The following is a 23,295-nucleotide window of genomic DNA, read 5'->3' as shown; positions in this document are numbered from 1 at the left end:
CCCGTTCCCCAAAAACTGAGTTATTTATGAAACTTGAAAAATTGTTCGCGCTCGCTGCAGCGGCCTTCGTGTCGGTGAGCTCTTTGAAGGGCGCTGAGGTTCCCGTACCGGATCGAATGCCGGACTTTTCTTGGGATACGGTTCCCCTCTATGTGCACATCCGGAAAGATACTGCCTACACCGACGAAGAGATCCGGTACTTGGCGAGCTTTCCGCTTATCACTTTCGAGAAGGCCAATGGGCATAAGGACTCGGGCTCGATCGAAGCCGGAACGCTGAAGGCCGCACGAGCGGTAAAGAAAATCAATCCGGACACCAAGATTTTGTATTATCGCAACGTGATCGTGCATTACGGTGGATACGCTGCCAACGAAGCGTTGAAGGACGTTTCCGGCGCCTTTCTGCTCGATCGCGAGGGGAACGACAAGCTGATCCGCGACCGCATCGAAGCTTACGACTTGTCGAGCGAGTCTTTGCGGGACTGGTGGATCGATAGCGCGGAAGCGGTTTGTTCGGATCCCTCCATCGACGGCATCTTCCTCGACGGGGTGGTCAAGATCGTAGAACCGGTTTTCCTGAAAAACGTAATCAGCCCGGAGAAGAAGGCAGCGGAACTGTCGGGTTACCTTACCATGATGGAGGATACGCGCCAGATGCTGGGGCCGAACAAGCTCATGCTGGCGAATATCTTGCGAGCGCGTTTTCCTGACTCGGGTCTCAGTTATATGGATACGCTGGATGGATCCTATATCGAAGGCTTCGAAGGCGCCGTGAACATGTCTCGCAAGGACTATGTAGCGAAGGGCATGGAAGCCTTCCAGAAAGCGGCCCAGCAGGGAAAGATTATTGCCTATACCTGCGGGATAGGCCGGAACTTGCAGGACGCGGATGAAGCTCCGCGAGCGAAGGGAGGAAACGCTTCTTCCGCGATCCGTGATGCCGAGAGCCGTTTCAACTACCAGTTGGCCCTGTTCCTCATTTGCGCCGAGAAGTACAGCTATTTCGACCTGAAGGATAGTTACGATGCTAAGAAAAGCAAAACCTGGATGACGCGTCCGGCAGACTACGACCGTGCTTTAGGGCCACCCTTGGGACCGGCTGTGAAATCTGGATACACCTATTCGCGAGAGTACAAGCATGCCTCGGTGCGGCTCGATATCGAAAACGAAACGGGCGAGGTCATTTGGAAGTAGCCCATAGCATCGGATGCGTTGGTTGTATAGATTAGGAAAATAGGGAAATGATTAGGGGAACATTGTTTTTGTTGGTCGCTGCTCTGGCTTTGCTGGGACAGCAGCGAGGCATTGCCAAAGAGCTCTACGTAGCCCCCCAAGCTGGGGCTATGGCCGACGGCAGCGTGGAGCGTCCGTACGGATCGCTTCCGGATGCGGTGGCGGCGGTGCGTGAATTGCGGGCGAACGGGTATTCCGAGCCCGTTAAGATTATCCTGCGAGAGGGTCGCCATCAACTGAACGAGACGTTGGTTTTAGGCCTCGGAGATGGTGCTCCGGCCCGTTCGCAAGAGCTGGCGCTTCCAAAGTACGGAGCGGGGGAATGGATCGACGCTCCATTTCTGAGCTTTACCGCGTACCCGGGCGAAGCGCCGGTGGTGAGCGCTGGGGTTCCGGTAGAAGACTGGGAGCGATTGAAGTCGGCTCCGCCTTCGCTGCCGCGCAAAGCGAGGGGCAAGGTATGGGTGGCTGATATGCCAGCGGGTATTGAGCGTTTCCATACGCTGTTCGATGCCAAGGGTCGCCTAAGCCGGGCTAGGGACAAAGGTTTCTACCCAAGCAAGACGGGCGACCGAACGACCCTCTACTTTCCGAAAGGCCATTTGAAGGATTGGGATAACCTTGAGGATGTCGAAATCCAGGTTAGGCCTTACCGCCCTTGGGTGATCAATATGCTTCCGCTTCGCTCCGTCGACGAAGAGCGCGGCATCGCGAGAACGGCAGTTTCGGCCACGTACGAAATGGGGAATCTGCCGGAGTGGGTTCACGATCCCTTCGGAGCAACGGTGTGGGTCGAGAACGTTCTCGAGTCCTTGGACGAGCCCGGCGAATGGGTGGTGAATACCAAGACGCGAAAGATCTATCTATGGCCTTCCGATCCAGCTGCCGATGGATCGCCGCGCGGCATACTGGCGCCGTCGACGAGCGAGCTCGTTCGCGTAGAGGGCGCCATCGACTACGAGGGGCCGTTGGACGAGGCCGTGAGAGGAATCGCTTTCGAGGGCTTGACCTTTACCCATGGGGATCGCCTGGCGTGGACGAGTGACGAAGCCCGATTGGGCTGGGGCTTGCAGCACGACTGGGACCTTTTCGACAGTCCCTCCGCGATGCTGAGGTTTCGCGGCGCTGAGGAGTGCCAGGTAATCGATTGCGATTTCTTGGATTCCGGAGGGACGGGGGTACGCTTGGACCTGCACGCCCAGCGAAACCGCATCGAGAATTGCGAATTTGCCCACCTCGGCGAGGCGGGAATCATCATGGCCGGTTACGGTCCCGGCACCAAGGATGCGAATCACCACAACGAGGTCGTTAACAACTACATACATCACTTCAGCGAAATTACCTGGCATTCTCCCGGAATCTGGGCGTGGCAGAGCGGCCACAACTACATGGCCCACAATCATGTTTCGCATAGTGGATACGCAGCGGTGTTAATCACCAATCGAGTGGAGCCGGACAGACGCTTAGATGGAGAAGGGGGAAGGACAGTTCGGCGCCACGAGATCCCAGCCGAGGTTGTCGAGAGCACTGAAGAAACCTATGAAAGCTGGAAGGCACGAGAGACGTACAACCACTCCAGGCATAACCTTTTCGAATACAACGAAATCACTCATTCCGTGCAAAAGCTATCGGATGGGAATGGCATCTACGTATCGGGAGCGGGTACGGGTAACATCGTGCGTTATAACTTTTTGCACGACAACTTGGAGCACACCCTTCCAGCGGCCATACGTTGCGATGACGACCAGCATGAGACGACGATCCATGGCAATGTATTGTATAACAACTACGGCTTCAGCGCGGGGATCGCTTCCAAGGGAGTGAACGATATTACGAACAATTTCATCGTAGCTCCTCGCACGAGTCCCAAGTCAGGCTATATCAGCTACGAGTGGGTTAGCGTGAAGGGTTCGAAGGTTTTCAACAATATCATCGTATCCCATCCCGATGGTGGCAAAGCGCATGGCGAAAGGCCAAAAGGAAGAGGGGAACCTTACGACGGACTCCCGAATTTGGAGGAAACGCAGATGGATTCCAACCTGTACTTCCACCCCAGCGATTCCGGGTGGATGGAAGAGCACCTGCGGCGTCTGCAGGCGGTTGGATTGGAAACGAAGAGCGTGTTCGGGGATCCCTTGTTCGTGGATCCGGAAGGACGCGACTTTCGCTTCCGGCCCGGTAGCCCGGCCGTGGCCCTAGGGATCGAACCGTTGGATGTTTCGAAGATGGGGCGGATCAAGGAGCCTTCCTTGCGTATCAGCGATGGAACTGAATTCGTGCCTCAGGACCATTATCCGAAATTCAGTTGGGACTCGACTCCCATGTATTATATGTTTGGCGACTCGAATCGCTTGCTGAGTCCCGAGGAAGTCGCGTTTATCGCGGAGCGGACGGATTTCTTAACCATAGAAAAATCGCACGGCCTCAAGCCTCTCGGCGCTGCAGAACTGGGAGCCAAGCATGAAGCTGCCGCTTTCAAGGAGGCGAAGCCTGGCATTAAGGCGCTCTTCTATTTCAATGCGGCCTGGGCGTGGCCGTTTACGTCCTACAGCAAGAATATTACGCCGGAACGGATCGACGCCCATCCAGAGCTCAAGAAGTTTCTCGTGGTGAATCCGGAAACGGGCAAGCTTCACCACCGCCGCAACGTCTACGGGTTCGATGTACTAAACCCTGAGTTTCGTAAGTGGTGGGTGGATACGGTGGCCAAAGGGGTTGAAGCATCCGGTTGCGATGGAGCCTTCATCGATCAGATGCATGCCTTTTTCTTTTTGCGCGAAGATCGGAAGGAAGAAGTCCATATCGCTCAAGGCGAATTGATATCGGAGCTGAAGAAGAGACTGGGGCCGGAAAAGATCGTGCTCGGCAATAATACCACCGATGAGATTGCCCGCTACGCCTATCCGGCAATCGATGCCAACATGTTCGAGCACTATAGCGAAGAGCTCCTTAGCAAGGAGAAGCTGCTCAAGGATTGGGACGATATGTTGCGTCTCGCAAAGGACGGGAAGATGTCGATCTTCCGCATCGGCGTCGAAAACGATCCGCATGTGGAAGGGAAGGAAAGCCTGTCAGGCGAGGCCCAGTCGAGAGAGCAAGCGATGGCTGCCTTGGCGAAGGATCGAATCGAGTACCACTTGGCCTGCTTCCTGATCGGGGCCCAGCCGTATTCGTATTTTCAATATGGTTGGGGATGGACGCTGAATTCTGGATCCCTGCACGACTTTCCTATGTTGAGGAAACGGCTTGGCCCTCCCAAGGGAGCGTACACCCGTGTCGCTCCCGACGCTTGGGAGTTCACCCGCGAATTCGAGTATGCGAGCGTGTGGGTGGATACGGAGAAGGGGGAGGCGAAGATCACCTGGCGTTGAATGAACGGTTACATGAAGGACTTTAAGACTATGAAACGAATTTTAAGTGGATTGATTATTGCGGCGGCCTTGGGAGCGAGTTGCTCAGCCGCTGTCGAGAAAGCGAGAAAGTCACCCCTGGTGAGCTCGTCGAAACCAAACATCGTTATGGTGATAACGGATGACCAAGGCTATGGCGACATGGGGAATCGGGGGAATCCGATCATTAAGACGCCGAACTTGGATCGGCTGCACGACGAGTCCGTACGATTTACCAACTACCACGTTTCCACCACCTGCGCTCCGAGCCGCGGTTCCTTGATGACGGGCCGTCACTGCAACCGACTCAACGTTTTTCATACGATTACCGGGCGTTCCCTGCTGTGGGAGGACGAACGGCTTCTCCCTCAAGTGCTAGCGGAAAATGGATACGTTAACGGCATGTTCGGGAAGTGGCATCTCGGGGATAACTATCCCTTCCGTCCGGAGGATCGGGGCTTTCACGAGGTCGTTCGCCACGGGGCAGGCGGCATCACGCAGGGGCCGGACTACTGGCGCAACGACTATTTCGACGATACCTATTGGCACAACGGCGAGCTGGAGGCTTACGAAGGGTATTGTACGGACGTATTCTTCGAAGAAGCCATGGAGTTTATCGAAGCGAACAAGGAGCAGCCGTTTTTCGCCTACATCTCCACCAATGCTCCGCACGCTCCCTACAACGTTCCGGAGGAGTACTACAATCTCTACAAGGACGTGCCGGAACTGCCGGATCGCTTCAAGCGCTTCTACGGGATGATCACCAACATCGACGATAACATGCAGCGCCTGGAAGAGAAGCTGGACGCCCTGGGCCTGCGCGAAAATACGATTCTCATTTTTACGACTGACAACGGTACCGCCGGCGGCAATCGCATTTACGATGGCGGCTTGCGCGGAAGCAAGGGCAGCGTTTATGAGGGCGGTCACCGCGTCCCCTTTTTCGTGCGTTGGCCGGCTGGCGGCGTCGAGGGGGGCTACGACGTAGATCGATTGGTTGCGCATTACGACGTATTGCCGACTTTCGTTGATCTGCTGGGACTGCAGTTCACTCCGGTCAAGCCGCTGGATGGCAAGAGCTTCGCTCGCTTGTTTCACGACGCAGAGGCCGAGTGGCCGAATCGCATCCTGTATATGGATACGCAGCGGAAGCAAAACCTGCTCAAGTACCAGACCTATACGGTGATGGACGAGCGCTGGCGCTTGGTGAACGGCAATGAGCTTTACGACGTTACGACCGACTTGGCCCAGACGCAGAACGTCATCGAGTCGCACCCCGAAGTAGCGGCTCGGCTGGCCGAGGGGTACGAAAGGTGGTGGCAGTCCTTCGAAAGCGAGCGCCTGAATGAACGCTACGCCTATATAAAGGTTGGTTCGCAGTACGAGAACCCCAGTCGCATCTCCGCCCACGATATGCTGACCGGCAAGCACCTACATGTTTGGCATCAGTATGGAGCTGCGAACGCTTCGCAAGGGACGGGGCGCTGGAAGGTCGAATTCGTGGAGGACGGAGAGTATCGGATCAGCTTGCGTCGCTTCCCGGTGGAGAGCGGTTTGCCGATCAACGCGACTTTTCCCGAGGAAGAGCGGCGACTGGAACTGGACCGCGTTTTTCCGGCAAGCGTGAAGGACGACTTTACTGCGGCTTACCTGTATGTTGCAGGCCTGTCGGGCGAACGGAAGATTCAGGAAGGGCAAGAGGCGGTGAGCTATACCGGTTTCGTGCCGGCCGGTCGCTACGACATGGAGGCCCAATTGATCGATGCGGCGGGTCGCGTTTATCCCGCCTACTATGTCGAGATCGAGAAGTTATAAACGAATTCAAAAAACGAACCAAAGATGACTAACTTAAAACTTTCGAGTATCGCGCTTTGTTGCGCGGCGTATCCTCTACTCTTGAATGCTCAGGAGACTCCCGCTGCGAGTTGGGAGGGGAACACGGTTGATTCCGTGGTGAAGATAACAGGGAGCGACGAGTTCGGATCGGCTGGAACTTCGGTCTATACTCCGGAGATTCGCGAGAATATGCGGGACCTGTACAAGCATAAGTTCGGCTTGTTCGTGCACTGGGGACCCTACGCTCAGCTCGAGGGAATTTGGAACGGCAAGGAAGTATCCGCGGAATGGATCATGCGGCGCGGGGAGATCCCCGTCGCCGACTACGAGCGGGAGGCGGCTGCCAAGTTCATGCCGCATCAGTTCGATGCGAGCGAGTGGGTAGACATCGCCGAGCAGGCGGGCATGGGCTTTATCGTGCTCACGGCCAAGCACCACGACGGCTTCGCCATGTACGATTCGGCGCATCCCTACGATATCGTAGATTTCGCCGGTTTCGGTCGCGACGTATTCAAGGAACTGTCGGAGGAGTGCGCGCAGCGGGGCATGGATCTAGGTTTCTACTACTCGCAAAGCCAAGATTGGCACGAAGAGGGTGGAGCTGGCAATAGCTGGGACTTTGGCAGCGTGCTCAAGCCGCAGGACAAGTTCGACGCCTACTTTGAGGAAAAGGCGATCCTGCAGGTGGATGAGCTAACCCGCAACTATGGCGATATCTTCATGGTCTGGTTCGATACGCCCTTGCAGATGGACGATGAAAAGTGCCAGGAGATGATGGATCTCGTCAGGAAGAACCAGCCGGGGGCCTTGGTAAACTCACGCCTTGGCAAGGGCTATGGACACTTCGACGTGTCGATCGACAACGGCAAGACGCCGAGTGTGAGCAAGGCCACTTGGTTGCCTGACTTGAAGGTACCCTGGCAGACTCATGAATCGGTGACCCAACGCGGCTGGGGGTACACGTCTTACGGAGGCGAGAACGACCGTTCGGACGAGTATACGGAATTTATATACAGCCTTTGTCGGATCGTGGCGTATGGTGGCGTCTATTTGCTGAACGTGGCTCCACGGCCCGATGGCACCATTCCGGAATCGCAGGTGAATAGCATTACCGCCATTGGGGATTGGCTGAAGGTGAACGGAGAAGCGATCTACGACGCGGATCCGAGTCCGCTCAAGTTTCCGCCCTATGCCATCACGAGCAAGCCAGGGAAGGTTTATCTGCACTTGGAGGAGCTAGAAAAGGGCAAAGTCGAGCTGGAGGGGCTTCTGTCGAAAGTGAAGAATGCGTATTGCCTCGCGGATACATCGAAGACGCCCTTGAAGTTCAAGCAGAAGAAGTCGCGCCTGAGCGTGAGGGTTCCAGAGTCGCTGCAGCAGCCTAGGGTGACCGTTGTGGTGCTGGAGATAGCGGACCAGGTGGCCCGTGTCGTGGACGAAACGATACAGCAAGCGAAGGATGGTTCGATCGATCTGCCGGTAGCGAAATGCGAATACGCGGTTAGGCGGATCAGTTACGACTACGAGGAGCAAGCGACCGCCAACTGGGGCGGGAAGACGAACCAAGGCTTGGTTTGGACCGTAAACGTTAAGGAGCCCGGCACCTTTCGGATCTTCACGGAAGACAACGGCGACGAAGACCTCAGCTTCGAGCTAAGCAGTCCGACCGAAACTGTGGTGGTACGCCCCGGCGGACCAGAAGGCGAAATGTCGAAGAAGCGGCAAGGGACGATCAAAGTCGATCAGGCCGGTGTGGTGCGTATCACCGCTTATCCCAAGGATACGATTTCTTGGTTCAATAACTTTCATCTCAAGGCCGTGCGTCTCGTCCCGGAAAAATAGCAAATCTGTGTGTGCTTTATGAAAAAAACTATTTCTATTAAAACCTGTATAATGGGTTCGCTTGCCTTTTTGGCAGCAGCGGCGGCTTCGGGGAAGGATGAGCGTTACCCAGAGTTTAGCTGGGATACGGTTCCCATTGCTTTCCACTTCGGCAAGAACGCTGGATTGATGACGCCGGCGGAAGCGGAGTTTGTCGCCTCTCGCTCGAACTTCATCTGCTTGGAAAAGGGTCATGCCGTTCGGACGCATGGCAGTACCGAAGCGGGGATCGAGGCCGAGGCGGTGCAGCTCAAGAAGCTGAACCCGAAGATGAAGGTGATCTTCTATTGGAACACCTTTTTGGATTACGCGATGTACGACGCGCATGACGAGTACGCCCAGCGCCCGGAGTGGTGGCTGCGGAAGGCTGATGGTGAGCTGGACTTCAAGAGCAAGGGGCTGATGCGCTACGATCTCTCGAATCCGGACTTTCGGGATTGGTGGACGGATGTAGCGGCCGAAGCGATCAACCAAGGAAATACGGACGGGGTTTTCATGGACGCGTTTCCGCAGGTCGAAAACAAGGGGAACATCGAGCTGTGGGGACAAGAGAAATACGACGCGATCCAGCAGGGATTGAAGGACATCATTCGCGAGACCCGCGAGAAGCTCGGGGACGACAAGCTTATCGTGTACAACGGAATCCGCTCCACTCCGAACTGGAGCATGGGCACGGTGGAAACCGAATACACGGATGCGGCCATGATCGAGCATTTCGGCTATTTCAACAGTCGCTCAAAGGAGCTGATGCTGCAGGACATCCTGGAAATGGAACGCGCCGGGAAGGCGGGGGAGATCGTCGTTATGAAGGCCTGGCCCGGCTTCGCTTGGATCGATAAGGAAATGATGCAGAAGCCGCTGAAGGAAAAGCGGAAGTTGGCCAAGGATAACCTACTTTTCCCCTTGGCCTGCTTTTTGGCCGGCGCCCAGGAGAACTGCTACTTCATCTACAATTGGGGTTACCGCATGGAGATGGGCTGCCTGGAGTGGTATCCGGAGTTCGACAAGCCGCTCGGCAAGCCTCTGGGCGAAATGTCGCGCGATGGTTGGAAGCTGAGCCGGGACTATGAGCACGCCTCGGTATGGGTAGACCTCGAAAGCAAGGAAGCTAAAATCGATTGGCGTTAGAACGTGTTAAGAAATATGGATACAGTTAAAAAGATGATCTTGAAGAAATTAGCAATTTTAGGAGCAGCGGGCACCGTGTTCGCGGCTGGTTTGGGGGCGAAGAGCGTTACCGTAGAGGAGTCGGAGTTTAGCAAGTCGCACATCCCGGGCAAATTCATCTTGCCGTCTGATGGCGAGTCCTGGACTTGGGGGATGGCCCCGATCTACGACGAGAAGGGGAAGCTGCACGTATTCAATTCGGTCATACCGAACAAGGGAAACTGGATTAAGAATAGCAAGATCGTACACTGGACGGCTGACTCTCCGGAGGGACCGTATACGCTCGAGGGCGATCTGTTCGCTTGCGAGGAAACATCCTATCATAATCCTCAGATTTCGAAGGTCGGCGATACTTATGTGCTGGTTTACCTGCTGAACAAGCACACCGACGCCAATGGCTCGATGCAGGAAGTCGGGATTGCGACGGCGAAGTCGCTCAACGGGCCTTGGACCGAGAGTCCGCATAACCCGATCATTCCAGCGGCAGGAAAAATGGGTGGCTACGACATTCGGCACGCTTCGAACCCTACTTTCGTCGCGACTCCAGAAGGCGAATACAGGATCTACTACAAGTCGATGACGACCAAGCACAACTATCGCGAGATTTCCTTGGCAGTGAGCGACAAGATCGAGGGACCCTATGTCAACTACGAAGGAAACCCATTGATCAGCTATGCGGACAAGGAACTGGATATCGAGGATCCCTATGCGTTTTACTATAATGGCTATTATTACATGATCGTGGAAGATCGACGCGATGTTCGAGGAATGCTCGAGGGAAATTGGTATCCGGGGAAGGAAGTTAAAAATGGCGGAAATCGTCCCGGTTTGATCTACAAGTCGAAAGACGGAATCGACTGGGGAATCCCGGAGATTGGATACCAGACGAATACCGCTTACTTCGGACGAAAGCTAGCTCGCACGGAGCGCCCTCATATCCTCTGGAAGGACGGACATCCCGAATACCTTTTCCTAGCCTGCCATGACAAGGATCCGACGGCAGGGTTCTTCGTCAAGATCGACAACTGGAGAGGCGAGTAGATGGGACTCGTCTGCTCGAGGCAGTTTTAGTTTTAGGGCCCTCTGGCAAGGAGGGTGCCTTGTCCTTGTATTCCCACCGTTAATACGTTCCGAGGATTACGAATTACTTAATATGAACCGAATTTTAACTACAATTATCGTGTTGCTCGGACTTCTCTCGGCAGGTTTTGCGGCAGAGGAAACGCCTGCTACGAAGGGTGTGTCGAAGCCGAACGTCATCATCTTCTATGTCGACGACCTTGGCTGGCAGGACTTGGAGCTCAACGACCTCGATGACCCCTGTCCCTACGAGACGCCAAACGTCAAGCGCCTGGCGGCATCGGGGATGAACTTCACCCAAGGCTATGCTCCGGCGCCGACCTGCTCTCCTTCGCGGGCAGGGATCATCACCGGTCAGCATCCGGCAAAGCTGGGCCTAACCCACGTACATCTCGGGTCGATGCAAAACGGGGCCAAAAGCCAACGTTTGGTGGCTCCTTATCTGGAGTCCCATCTCGATCTGGACGCTTTGACCTTGGCGGATGCCTTGAAGCGAAACGGGTACCGGACGGGCCATTCCGGCAAATGGCATGTGGGCTTGACCGCGTCCAACTACGGTTTCGAGGTTGTGGACCAAGACCGAGGGGTACACCGTGGGATGGAGGACCGGACCAAGGACTTTGCGACTGCGGACGACAAGCGCTACCCGTTGAGCGAGGAAAAGTATCCACCTTTTAGCGACAAGTTCCCCGACGGCATTTCCTATCCTTACGACCAAGTTACCGAATCGGCGCTATCCTTTATGAAGGAAAGCGGCGAGCAGCCCTTCTTTCTCAATCTGTGCCATTGGATGGTTCACTGGCCGGTACTGACTCGCAATGGCGAGTTGCTGGAATATTATTGCGACAAACTAGGGCAGCCGTTTCCGCCCGAGCCGGGCGACATGACCTTGCCGGGCCAGCAGAATCCCTATTTTGCAGCCATGGTGACGACCGTGGATTGGAGCTTGGGGCGGGTCGTCGACTTCCTGGAACGAACGGACGACCCGCGCCATCCTGGAAAGAAGCTGATCGATACGACCTATATCTTTTTTACTTCCGACAATGGCGGGGCCGAGGTTCGGGGACCGGAAATCATCTCGGATAACTACCCTTTGAAAAAAGGGAAGAAGTATGCTGAAGAGGGCGGCATTCGCGTTCCGTTGGTGGTCGCGGGACCAGGCATACCTGCGGGATCCGAATTCGATGGATTGGTGAACCAGCTCGATTTTTTCCCGACCTTGCTCGACCTGACGAACTCAAGCATCGATGCCGAGGAGCGAGAGGAGCTTAGCGGTTTGGACATCTCGCCGGTGTTGCACGGAAGGAGCGCGTCTATCGTCGATGCGGCAGGGCAGGAGCGGGACCACCTCTTTTGGCATTTTCCGCACAATGGCGATGCCTCTATGAAGTCAGCGATCCGCAGTGGCGACTTCAAGCTGTACAAGCGCTACGCGACGAATGACTACGAACTGTATCGACTTTATAAGGACGGAGATCGCCATGACCTGGAGGAGCGGTTCGATTTGGCGAAGAAGCCGGAATTCCGATCGCTTGTCGAACGACTGGCGGCGCAGCTCGATCGTTCCTTGCAAGCGAATCGAGCGGAGCTGCCGTACTTGAACCCTTATTACGCTTATCGTGCGGACGATGCGGTGTCGATCGAAGGGCTGCGCTTCGATGCGTCGTCCCGCAAGGCGAGCTTGACGGCGCGGAAATCCGGTCCTGCGATCGAGCGAGCTTACGTTGTTTTCCAGGGCGCCCCAGGGGCAGCGAAGGTGAAGCATCGGGCTGTTGAAGGCCCCGCCCTGCTGTTTGGGATGAGGGAAGCAGCGCGAGTTGCTCCCGACGGCTACAGTGTAAGCGCCTTGGTTCCTGAAGGCGTGCCTGCTGTTGGTTTTATTCTAATCGATACCAATGGTTACCAGACCTATAGCGATATCGAAGCCGGGAGATAGTCTCCTAAAGAACAAGCCCCAAAAACAGATGAAGAAAGAGAATGCATTGAAATCGAATCCCAGCCGAAGAGACGTTCTTAAGTCTGGATTGGCCCTCGCGGGAGCATCCGCCTTGGCTCCCTTTTCCTTTATGGGGTGCGGGGGCGGAAAGAAAGCTGCGAGGGTTCCGTCGTACTTGAGTGGATACGAAGACTTGTACGTGACCGATCCGCGACAGGCGGCCTTGAAGTGTTTCGCGGATTCGAAATTCGGCCTCTTCCTGCACTACGGTTTATACAGCCTGAAAGAAGGATTCCACCAGGGGCAGCATTCTAGGCCGGCGGAGTGGGTGATGCTGCGCGGTAAAATACCGGTGGCAGAGTACGCAGAGTTGGCGGATGCATTTGCGGCGGAGAAGTTCGATGCTGACTATATTACGGATATGGCTCTTGGGGCGGGCATGAAGTACGTCAATATCACGACGCGTCACCACGACAGCTTTTGCCTTTTCGAGTCTAAGTACACGGACTTCCACAGCGTGAACAGCGCCGCGAAGCGCGACCTGGTGGGAGAGCTTTCGGAACAGTGCCAGAAAAAGGGTCTGGGGCTTCACCTTTATTATTCCCACGGTCGGGATTGGCGGCATCCGCATGCTCCGAACAACGAAGAGTGGACGGCGGCCTCGTCGGCTCGGCCTGACTACGAGGAGAGGGAACCCTTCTACAAATACGGCGAAGAGCACGACTTGCAGCTTTATGTGGAGTTTATGAAGAATCAGGTGACCGAGTTGCTAACGAACTATGGTCCGATTGCTTCGATCTGGCTGGACGGCATTCGCACGCCTAAGACGCTGCCGGAGCGTCTGCACGAGTTTAGGACTCAGGAGCTTTACGACCATATCCATTCCTTGCAGCCGCAGGTTTTGGTCGCTTACAAGCAAGGTTTGCTCGGCACGGAGGACTTTATCGCCCCGGAGCGGCATTGGAAGGGGGAGTCGTCGGTTCCGCTTGAGATTTGCGACACTTTGCAGCCGTATTCGTGGGGCTATGACAGAAGCGCCCACGAAGGCCACAAGACGCCGGATCAGGTCATGGCCCTGCTCGACGCGGCTTGGGCCCGTGGAGGAAACCTGCTCCTCAATACGGGGCCCTTGCCAGATGGATCGATCCACCCCGATGACGCGCGCACCTTGTCGGAAGTTGGAAAACGACTCGGGCTCGCGTCTGCGGGTTGATTCGGATTATTGTCCTGACTTGGCCTGAACGCGGTAGCGGAAATAGGCCTGGGTCGTGCTGGAGTCGAAATTCGGATACAGAACCGAGACTGACTTCGAACCGTCCTGGTTCTCGGTTATGGTGACGGAGAGGGCGGCATCGTCGATGTCGATCTGTGTCCAGGTCTCCAAGTCCGTGCTGGTCTCGATGAGCCAGTCGTAGTTGGTGAGATCGTCAGCGCTTTGCTCGAAGACGAGGAAGAGCTTAAGCGAACCGTCCGTCTGATGCTCTACGTTGAAGCTGGCGGAGCGTAGGACGGGAGTGACTACCTTCGCTTCCACGGTGATTACGATCGTGGAGGTGGGGCCGTCGCCGATGGCATTGGATGCGTAGGCGTCTACGTTGAAGGTGCCGACTTCCGTGGGCGTACCGGTGATCCTCTTGGTGGAGCTGCTATAGCTCAACCCGGCCGGTAGGGAGTCCGTGGATACGGTAAAGGACGTGGGGGAGTTCGAGGCCGACAGCTGGTAGGCGTCGATTTCGGTGTCCTCTTCCGCGGAGATCGCGAGGCTGCTGCTGATTTGCGGTACGGCCCCGATGACGATCGTCAGTTTGAATACGGCGCTGGTGCCGTGCTCGTTGGTCGCGGTGAGGTCGACGGTGTAGACGTTTTCGATACTTGTCTTACCGTTGATGAAACCGGTTTCCGTATTGATGGTCATGCCTGGAGGCAGTCCGCTGGCAGAGTAGCTGGTAGGGCTTTCGCTGGCGGTGATCTGGTAGGACAGGAGCTCGTCGGCGTCGCCCGATAGGCTGGAGGCGCTGGAGATGACGGGCACGGCGCCGGCGGGATCGATGGTGAGGGTGAGGGTGGTTTCGGCTCCGGTGCCCGAGGCGTTGTTGGCGCTGAGGGCGATGGTGAAAGTTCCCGCTTCGGTGGGAGTGCCGGACAGGGATTCGGAGGAGAAGGTGACCCCGGCTGGCAGGTCGCCGCTCACATTGAAGCTCTGCGGCGAGTTGTTGGCCGTGATGACGTAGTTGAAGGCTTCCCCGACGGTGCCGCTCGCGGTGGTGGCGCTCGTGATTTCCGGCGTGCCCGAGGCTGCCACGATGGTGATCGATATATCGAAGTTATCGGTGGTCAGATCCGGTCGGGTGAGGGTGATGCGACCTTGGTCGTACACTCCTACGGTGGTCGGTACGCCGCTGATGAGAGCGGTGGTCGAGTTGATGCTCAATCCGTCCGGCAGGTTGACGGCTGCCCAAGTGGAGCCTTCTTCCGGGGCCGGAGAGATGGCCCATTGGTAGGAGTAAGCGGCGTCGACTTCTCCCTCGGTGAGGACCGTTTGGGAGTAGCCTAGCTTTGCTAAAAGCACTACGGCAGCGAAACTGCAGAGAGCGCGTAGGGTCGCGAATGGGGTAGTTCTTCCTATGTTCATCTGTGGGAATTCCTTCGGGTTATTGAGTCAATGGACGCGGAGATGAATCACTCTGATCCTGGTACGATGATGGTGATTTCAGTCTTCGGGCTGATCTTGAGCACGAGGATGGCGGGGGTGCCTTCTCCGTTGTCGTTGCTGCCCACTACCACGATGTCGAAGGTTCCGGACGCTGTTGGAGTGCCAGAGATTACGCCGGTGGTAGGATTGAGGGTGAGGCCGGCCGGGAGGCCGCTGACGGCGAAGGAGCTAGGCTCGTTCGACGCTTCGAGTTGGAATTCGAAGGCGGTGCCGACCTTGCCTTCCGCGCTGCGCACGTTGGTGACCTTCGGCGTATTGGCTGCTGGATACACGGTGATCTCCAGTGGTCCGGGATCCGATTCGCCTGCATCGTTTATTGCGAAGAGCGAAGCGTAGTAGACGCCCGGCTTGGTAGGCGTACCTGTGAGGGAGCCGGTTTCGGTGTCAGCCACGAGCCAAGAGATGGCGTGGTCGGCATCGTAGGAGGTCGGCGAATTGGTCGCGAGGATCTGGTAGGCGAAGCTCTTGCCGACCTGCGCTCCTACTCTGAATACGCTGGTGACGACGGGAGCGGTCGGGGCCGGCTTGACCTTGATGCTGAGGAAGCGTGGGGCACCTTCGCCGGTTTCGTTGGTCGCAACGAGGGTGGCGATGTAGGTGCCGGCTTCTTCAGGTACGCCGGAGATGATGCCGGTCGCGGTGTTGATGCCCAGTCCACTTGGCAGTCCAACGGCGTCGAACTCGGCGCTCGGCGGTAGCGGGCGCTCGTCCGGCATGTTGGTTGCGTCGATGGTGTAGCTCATTTCCTCGCCCACGGTGCCGCTAATGCGGAGGGAAGAGGTGATGACCGGAGCCTCGAGGGAGGGATCGATCTTGATCGTGAAGGGCTGCGGAGCGCTGGTGCCGGCGTCGTTCGATACGGAGAGGTAGACGCTGGTGATGATCGGTTCGACGGGCGATCCGGAGATGAGGCCGGTGGTCGGGTCGAAGTCGAGTCCGCGTGGCAGGGTACCTTCCACTTGGTAGCTAGAGATGTCCTCGCTGGACGCTAGGATTTGGTATTCGAAGTCGTCGCCGACCTTGCCGATGGCGTGCGTAGCGCTGGTCACGCGAGGCATTTCGGCGCCGGGGATGATGAAGAGCAAGAGCTTGGCTGGGTCTCCCTTGCCGGCGTCGTTGGAGGCGAGCAGGGTGACCTGGAATTCTCCCGCTGCTTCAGGTGTTCCGGAAATCAAGCCGGTGTCGCTTGCGATCGAGAGTCCTGCAGGCAGGTCTGGGCTGCTGTAGGCAGTCGGCTCGTTGGTAGCGAAGACTTGGAATTCGAATTCGACTCCTACCTTGCCGATGGCGTGGCCGCCGGTGAGGATGAACGGAGCTTCGGCTGCAGGCAGGATCTCGAGCAGCACGGCCCGTGGCAGGCTTTGGCCGGCCGCGTTGGAGGCTGTGATGACGACCACGATCGGTTCGGTGGTCGGAGCCGTGGGCGTGCCGGAGATGAAGCCGGTGGTGGCGTTGAGGGAAAGTCCGTCAGGGAGGTTTTCCGCTGCGTAGCTTGTTGGGTTCGCCTTGGCCTTGATCTGGTAGACGAAAGGTTCGCCTACCTTAGCGAATGCGGTGCCGCTGGAGGTGATGACCGGCATCTCCTGGGAAGCCCGTATTGCGAAGATGAATACAAGACCGTTTCCATGGCCGCTCGCATTGGAGGCGGACAGGATGACCTCGGTGAAGCCGGCCTTGGTCGGCGTGCCGGAGATCAAGCCGGTGGATTCGTCGAGGGTGAGCCCTGCGGGCAGATCACCGGAGAGCGTGTAGGCGGTCGGGGCGTTGTTGGCCACGATTTGGTAGGAGAATTCCTTGCCGACTTCACCCTTGGCCCATGGGGCGCTGGTGACGACCGGGGCTTCGAGTCCGGGGATGATGTCCAGGATGAGCAGGCGAGGCTGTCCCCATCCGGATGCGTTGCGGGCGCTGACGATCAGGTCGTAGAAGCCTGCGGACTGCGGCGTGCCGCTGATCGCTCCGGTGGCGGTATCGATGCTCAAACCTGCAGGGAGGTTGGCGGCAGCGAATTCAACCGGGTTGTTGGAAGCGGCGAGTGCGAAGTTGAGTGGCTGGCCGCTGGTGCCCTTGGCGAAGGAGCCGCTGGTGATGACTGGGGCATCGAGGGCTGCTACGACCTTGAAGTAGACGCTAGCGACGGTGGAACCGCCGGCGCCGGAGACGAGAATGTCTACGAAGCCATTGATGGTCTCGGTCGGCGTGCCGGTGATTTCGCCGGTGTCTGGATTCAGCGTCAAGCCTGCGGGCAGGGCGTTGGGAGAGTTATCGTCGATCGCGAAGGCGCTCGCGTTTCCGGATACGGGAGGGTGGAAGTAGAAGGCGCGGCCCACTTTTCCGCCGACGTTGCTCGGACCGGTGTAGACCGGAGCGAGAGCGGCACGCTTGATGTAGATGGCGACTTGGAGGCCGCCGCGACCCCACTCGTTGGACGCTTCGAGGTTTACGTTGAAGTATCCGAAGTGGATTGGGGTGCCGCTGATCAAGCCGGTGTCCGGATCGATGCTGAGGCCGGCCGGGAGTCCGCCTGCATGGTAGAAGCTGGGATCTTCCGTGGCGTTGACCTGGAGGGAGAAGGGATCGCCGACTTGGCCTTCATTGTAATACGGAGCGGATACAATCGGGAGGCGTGGCTTTTCTTCGATGGCGAGGTAGAGGGTGCGGGCATTGCCCTTGCCAGCGGAGTTTTCGGCGCTGATCGAAACTTGGAATTCACCCGACTCGCTGGTGGTGCCACGTATGGTGCCTGTGTATTCGTCGAGGGAGAGCCCGGTGGGGAGACCTTCGGCGTAGAATTTGAAGGGGCCGTCCGTGGCGTGGATTTGGTAGTGGAAGGGAGAGTCCTGATGGCCGAGCCAGAATTCCGGGCTGATGATTTCAGGAGTGCGCTGGCCTTCCGCGACACCGATGTTGATGGCGAGGGAAGGCAGGTCGCCGTCGTCCACGGTTACCCATACGAAGGTGAAGCCTGGGTAGGTAGGCGTGCCGCTGATACGGCCGGTTTTGGCGTCGATGGTGAAGCCTTCCGGCAGCTGCGTTTGGAAGCCGGCTGGATCGGCGGTGACTTCGAACTTGGACCCGCGGATGAAGCTAGGAAGCGGGAAGTCTACCTTTTGGTTCACGGTGCCGTTGATATGCAGAGGAATATCGTGAGGTCCGTCGATCGGTCCGCCGTCGTGGTTGAGGCCGAGGACGTCGATGTTGAGCAAGCCGTAGCCAGTGCCGGTTTCGTTGGTGGCGGATACGAGGAGGGTGAAGAAGCCGCCGAACTCGAATTTGCCTTCGAGGAGCATGCTGTCTTGGTCGAAGCTGAGCACGCCGGGTACGTCGAAGAAGTCGACTTCTACCTTGGTCGGTTCGTTGCTGGCCTTGATCTCGAACTTGAAGTGCTCGCCTGGGATGGTGGTGAAGAACTCGTCGCTGGTGATGACGGGGGAGCCTTCTACGCCGCTTACGATAACGGGTGCGAAGTGGGTGCGGATGCTGCCGAATTCGTCGACTTGTATCCAAAGCGGGTAGATGCCGGATGCGGTTGGCATGCCTGAGAGGATGCCCAGCTCAGCGTCGAAGGCAACTCCGGGAGGGAGTTCCGAGGGTTCACCGTCGGGGCCATCGACCATCGCGAAGGAGATGCCGTCGCCGGAGATGGGGGCCTCGAAGTAGAGGCGTTCTCCGACCTTGCCGAGGATCGGTTCGACGTGTCCGTCGTCCGGCTCGTCGTAGCCGGGGCCGCTTGGGAAGTTCGGATCGTCGGGGAGATTGTCCCTATTGTATATTTCGAATACGATTTGTTCGCGACGGGTGAAGCCGAACTCGGTGATTTCCATGTAGAGGTTGCTGACGCCTTCCTGTTCGGGAATGCCACGCACGATGGCGTAGGTCTCAATGTATTGGAGGCCAGCTGGGATTTCGGAGGTGGAACCGTCTTCGCCGTCCACGAATGCGATCACGCTGTTTTGCGGATTGGCTGGGAGCGGGAAGTCGAAGGGTTCGCCCACGATGCCGAAGGCGTGGATGGGCTCGTAGTAGTTGTCGCCTGGGTTTTGTCCGGTGCCGTCGTCGAAGACGTCGATATCGACCACGTGCACGCCGATGCCTGCATCGTTGCTGGCGCTGATGAGTAGGGTGTAGAAGCCGGGGTCCTTGATAACGCCGCGCAGGGACTTGCTTTCGCTATCGTAGCTGACGCCGTCGGGTCCGCTTTCGATTTTGATGGTGGCGGGACCATTGGCGATGGGGAGGCGAAGCTCGAAGGATTCGCCGGGGCGGCTGCGCAGGAAGTCGGGCGCGATGAACTGAGGCGCGGCGGCGCTGTCGGCTACGAAGAACCAGAGCGTGAAGCGTTCTTCTTTGTCGTCCTGCGTAATTGAAATCTTGGTACGGAATAGTCCGGCTTCGGTTGGCGTGCCGGAGATGACGGCGTTTCGCTCGGAGTCGAAGCCGATGCCGGCTGGGAATGCTTCGCCGTCGACCAAGGCGAAAGTGGCAGTCGCGAATTCGGCGGGAGCTTCCAGGAGGAAGGGGACGCCGAGTCGGGCGAAGAAGGGCTCTGGATCTTCGCGATCGCCTTCCGGCTGGTCGGGATTGTGGTGCGGATCGTCCGGATTCTGAGGCTCTTCATGATCCTCCTCGTAAGAATCGAGGTAATGGATACCGTAGGCTTTACCTTCTTCGTTGCTAGCTACGACTAGGAGGTCGAAGTCTTCGAAGTAGTCGATCTTGCCGCTCACGATTCCGGTGCTGGAGTCGAGCTGGAGCTCGGCGGGAAGGTCGAGGATTTCGTAGTGGGTGGGAGATCCGCTGGCGTTGATCTGGAAGGAAAAGTCCTGGCCAGGCGTGTATTCGCTTTCTGAATAAAAGGCGAGACGAGGCGCGTCGCCGTTGTCGCTGACGAGGAAGGCGATGAGCTTTTCCTTCAGGTATCCTGGCCCTTCGACGAGAACGAGGACTTCGAAGAGGCCGGCTTCAGTTGGGGAACCGGTGATGGCGTTCGTTTCAGCGTTGAAGCTCAAGCCGGTCGGTAGGCCGAAGGTTTCGCCGTCGCGCTCGCTGGGGAGCTCGGCAGTTTCGTCTTCGCCAAGCGGGAACTTGAAGGCGAAACGGGCGCCGACTTCGCCGAAGAGCACGATGTCATCCTCTTCGCCGTGGTCGTAGTAAGGGTCGCCGGGATCGCCGGGGCCGCCTGGGTTATGGTGGCCGAGGTATTGGATGTCGAAGAAGACTTGTACCTCTTCGGACTTGTCACCTGATGTGACGGTGAAGGAGGAAGGGAAAAAACCGGGCTCCTGTGGGAATCCAACCAGCATGCCGTTGGCAGCGTCGAGTTGGATGCCTAGTGGCAGGTACGCCACGTTACCGTCGGCGTAGGTGGTGAGGTTGATCTGTTCCGAGCTTGGGTCGAAAGGAAGCGGGAAGGAGATGAATTCGCCGACCCAACCGAAGATTTTCATTTCCGAGGGTTGGCCATTGCCGCCGGTGCCGGGGCCCCAGTCGCCGAAGATATCGAAGAATACTGGGAAGATGATGGCTTCGCCGTCGCGTTGTCCACGCAGTCTCGTTTCGAAGAATCCAGGGTGTACTGGAATGCCGAATACAAAGTTGGTATCGGCATCGAAGGAGATGCCTTCCGGTAGGGTGTCGAAGCTTAGGTCGGAAATGTCGTCGCCGAAGCCGAGGTGGAATTCGAGATCGAAACCGACGTCGCCCGCGATATTGATCGGGTGCTCGTGGTGTTCTTCCGGCGGATTCGGGTTGTTCGGGTCGCCGGGGAAATTCGTTTCGGTGTAGACTTCGAAGATAACGGGCTTTTCGCCAGCGACTCCGCCTTCTTCGTAAGTGATAAGGGAATCTAGGAAGCCTTCAGTCCCGGGCGTGCCGACGACCGCTTCCAAAGTGGAGTCGTAGGACAAGCCGCTTGGGAATGGGGTGAAGGTTTTTAGTACGATATCTTCAGGGATATCGAGCGGGAAGTGTAGTTCGTATCCCACTACTGCTCGTATGAATAGCGGCTTGTCGTCGTCGGGGTGCGGTTGGTTTGTACCTTGGTCAGGAGCGATGTCGAAGACGTAGCGTGCCTCTTTCATTCCCTCTGTTGTGGAAAGGAGCAGCACGAAGTCAAAGAGGCCGGGTTGCGTAGGAACGCCTGAGAATGAGGACTCTGCCGCGATCAGGTCAACACCTGCAGGAAGTTGGTAGGAAGTGCCGTCGTCGCGGGCTCCGTAGTCGTAGCCGGTGCTTCCGAGATTGTAGTCGAGCTGGAAATTCAGTGGGGTGCCGACTTGTCCGAATACGGTGATGGGAGCGTGAGGATCGTGGGAGCCGTCGCCAGGACCTGGGTGAGTGGGGTCTCCTAGATTCTGGTCTGTGCCGTCGCCAGGACCTGGGTCAGTGGGGTCTCCTGGATTTTGGTCCGGACCGTCTGGGCTATTGGGGTCGTGGGGTTGGTTGGGATTGTTGGGGTCGCCGGGAAAATCCGCTTCCGCGAAGATTTCGAATTTGATCGGGTGGGTTCCCGCTTGTCCGCCTTCCGTCATCTGTATGTTGGCGTCGATCATGCCGGCGGTCGTCGGCGTGCCGATAATCGCGGGTTCGGTCGTATCTAGGGAAAGGCCGGCTGGGAGTGGGGAGATGCTGTGCAGCTGGACATCGTCGGGTACTTGGATGGGAAAATGTAGGGAAAATCCAACGACCCCGCGAACGAGCATTCCGTGTTCGTCATGGGATCCGTCAGGGTTGTGGGATCCGTCTGGATTGTGGGTGCCGTCGGGGTTGTTCGATCCGTCAGGGTTGTGCGTGCCGTCAGGGTTGTGGGTGCCGTCGGGGTTGTTCGATCCGTCAGGATTGTGCGGGGCATCGCCTCCAACGATGTCGAAAACGTAATGCTCGGTGTAGCTGTCTTCGGAGTCGGTGATCAGTAGTTCGAAGTCGAATACGCCGGCTGCCTCTGGTGTGCCGACGAAGGAGGACTCTTGTACGTTAAGCTGGATTCCGGCTGGGAGCTGGTGGCTGGTGCCGTCGGGACGGGGGCCGAAGTCGACGTCGACTTCGTTCGCGTTGAAGTTCAGCTGCCAGTTGAGGTGTTCGCCCACTTTTCCGGGGATGAGCATCGGTTCGTGATGATGCGGCTCCTCAGGGTTGGGGTTGTTGGGATCGCCCGGGAAATCCTCAGCCGTATAAACTTCGAAACGAGCGGGCATCGATTGCGCCTGCCCGTTTTCGGTGAAGGTGATTTGGGTTTCGAGCACGCCCGCAGCGGTCGGAGTTCCAGTTAGGAAGCCTTGAGTCGCGTCGTAGCTGAGGCCTGCTGGCAGGGCTTGGAACTGCGCGTCGCTTACTCCGCTGGGGATCTGCAGGTCGTAGTTGAGTTCCGCTCCGACGATGGCTCTTACTAGAAGGTCGTTATGAGGGTCCTCGCCGTTGGGGTCTTGGGCGAATGCTGTGACGCTACTGGCGAGCAGGAAGATCGTTGCGAGCAGGGCTTGCCAGAGCGAGGAGGTTGGGAGGCGAGAATCTGTTTTGGTCATACGTCAAACTAGGATTTGCGGAGCACGGAGAAGTTGAGGAAATGCTTGATCCGGTAGGAATGCTCTGCGGTTGCAGCGTTGAAGAAGGTTTTCGAGGTAGGTTTACCTTGAGTGGGGTGACTTCGGTCAGATGCCCTATATCCTTAGAGGAACTCGACCCTTACGGGGGTCTTTACGCTCAGTTTACGCTTGGCAGGGGGATCCTATGGGAGGAAAGGGGGGCTTACCCTAATCACGACGAAGCCAGGCGAGCTCAGACTAAAATCGCGAATGCTCCTTGGTTTTGACGCTGGACGTTCTCATGTAAGCGTAAAATGAGGATCAGGCGACGCCTGGCATCGCTGCTCTCTAGTCGCTGCGCTTCTCTCGTCGAACCTGCCGATCGGTTCTCGTCCTCGAAAGGTTAGGACGCAAAAAAAGGCCGCTTGATGCGGCCTTTTTTTAAATGGTGCTCAGAAGAGGACTCGAACCTCCACGGCTTGCGCCATACGCCCCTCAAGCGTACGTGTCTACCAATTCCACCACCTGAGCAAGATGATTG

At 57.3% G+C, this 23,295-nt stretch carries 10 protein-coding genes and 1 tRNA gene; 8 read left to right on the top strand and 3 right to left on the bottom strand.

Annotation, left to right across the window (positions count from 1 at the left end):
- The first annotated feature begins 26 nt into the window (after positions 1 to 26).
- The 8 genes from QEH57_RS22960 (at position 27) to QEH57_RS22925 (ending at position 13,734) form a co-directional block, all read left to right on the top strand.
- Complete coding sequence (locus tag QEH57_RS22960) at positions 27 to 1,193, top strand: putative glycoside hydrolase (protein WP_309009141.1); 1,167 nt, start codon at positions 27 to 29, stop codon at positions 1,191 to 1,193.
- Positions 1,194 to 1,240: 47 nt separating this feature from the next.
- Positions 1,241 to 4,603, top strand: coding sequence for a putative glycoside hydrolase (locus tag QEH57_RS22955; protein WP_309009140.1), 3,363 nt, complete (start codon positions 1,241 to 1,243; stop codon positions 4,601 to 4,603).
- 147 nt (positions 4,604 to 4,750) lie between these two features.
- The gene (locus QEH57_RS22950) at positions 4,751 to 6,436 is read left to right on the top strand and encodes an arylsulfatase (protein ID WP_309009139.1); all 1,686 of its coding nucleotides are present in this window, start codon (positions 4,751 to 4,753) and stop codon (positions 6,434 to 6,436) included.
- A 24-nt stretch (positions 6,437 to 6,460) separates the two neighbouring features.
- A complete protein-coding gene (locus tag QEH57_RS22945) occupies positions 6,461 to 8,299 on the top strand; it encodes an alpha-L-fucosidase (RefSeq protein WP_309009138.1) in 1,839 nt (612 codons plus the stop codon).
- Between the two features lie 51 nt (positions 8,300 to 8,350).
- Positions 8,351 to 9,466, top strand: coding sequence for a putative glycoside hydrolase (locus tag QEH57_RS22940; RefSeq protein ID WP_309009137.1), 1,116 nt, complete (start codon positions 8,351 to 8,353; stop codon positions 9,464 to 9,466).
- 15 nt (positions 9,467 to 9,481) lie between these two features.
- Positions 9,482 to 10,546 (top strand): glycoside hydrolase family protein, encoded by a 1,065-nt coding sequence (locus QEH57_RS22935; protein ID WP_309009136.1) that lies wholly within the window; start codon positions 9,482 to 9,484, stop codon positions 10,544 to 10,546.
- A gap of 112 nt (positions 10,547 to 10,658) precedes the next feature.
- A complete protein-coding gene (locus tag QEH57_RS22930; protein WP_309009135.1) occupies positions 10,659 to 12,521 on the top strand; it encodes a sulfatase in 1,863 nt (620 codons plus the stop codon).
- Positions 12,522 to 12,549: 28 nt separating this feature from the next.
- Positions 12,550 to 13,734, top strand: coding sequence for an alpha-L-fucosidase (locus QEH57_RS22925; RefSeq protein WP_309009134.1), 1,185 nt, complete (start codon positions 12,550 to 12,552; stop codon positions 13,732 to 13,734).
- Between the two features lie 6 nt (positions 13,735 to 13,740).
- Here QEH57_RS22925 and QEH57_RS22920 read toward each other — a convergent pair whose 3' ends face one another.
- From QEH57_RS22920 to QEH57_RS22910, 3 genes are all read right to left on the bottom strand, one after another.
- The gene (locus tag QEH57_RS22920) at positions 13,741 to 15,153 is read right to left on the bottom strand and encodes a putative Ig domain-containing protein (RefSeq protein ID WP_309009133.1); all 1,413 of its coding nucleotides are present in this window, start codon (positions 15,151 to 15,153) and stop codon (positions 13,741 to 13,743) included.
- A 47-nt stretch (positions 15,154 to 15,200) separates the two neighbouring features.
- The gene (locus QEH57_RS22915; RefSeq protein ID WP_309009132.1) at positions 15,201 to 22,754 is read right to left on the bottom strand and encodes a putative Ig domain-containing protein; all 7,554 of its coding nucleotides are present in this window, start codon (positions 22,752 to 22,754) and stop codon (positions 15,201 to 15,203) included.
- A 446-nt stretch (positions 22,755 to 23,200) separates the two neighbouring features.
- Positions 23,201 to 23,285, bottom strand: a tRNA-Leu gene (locus QEH57_RS22910).
- Positions 23,286 to 23,295: the final 10 nt, after the last annotated feature.

It is taken from the genome of Pelagicoccus sp. SDUM812005 (assembly GCF_031127875.1).
GTDB lineage: Bacteria > Verrucomicrobiota > Verrucomicrobiia > Opitutales > Opitutaceae > Pelagicoccus.
Note: the sequence above shows the minus strand (reverse complement) of the source record. Positions and strands in the feature narration are given on the sequence as shown.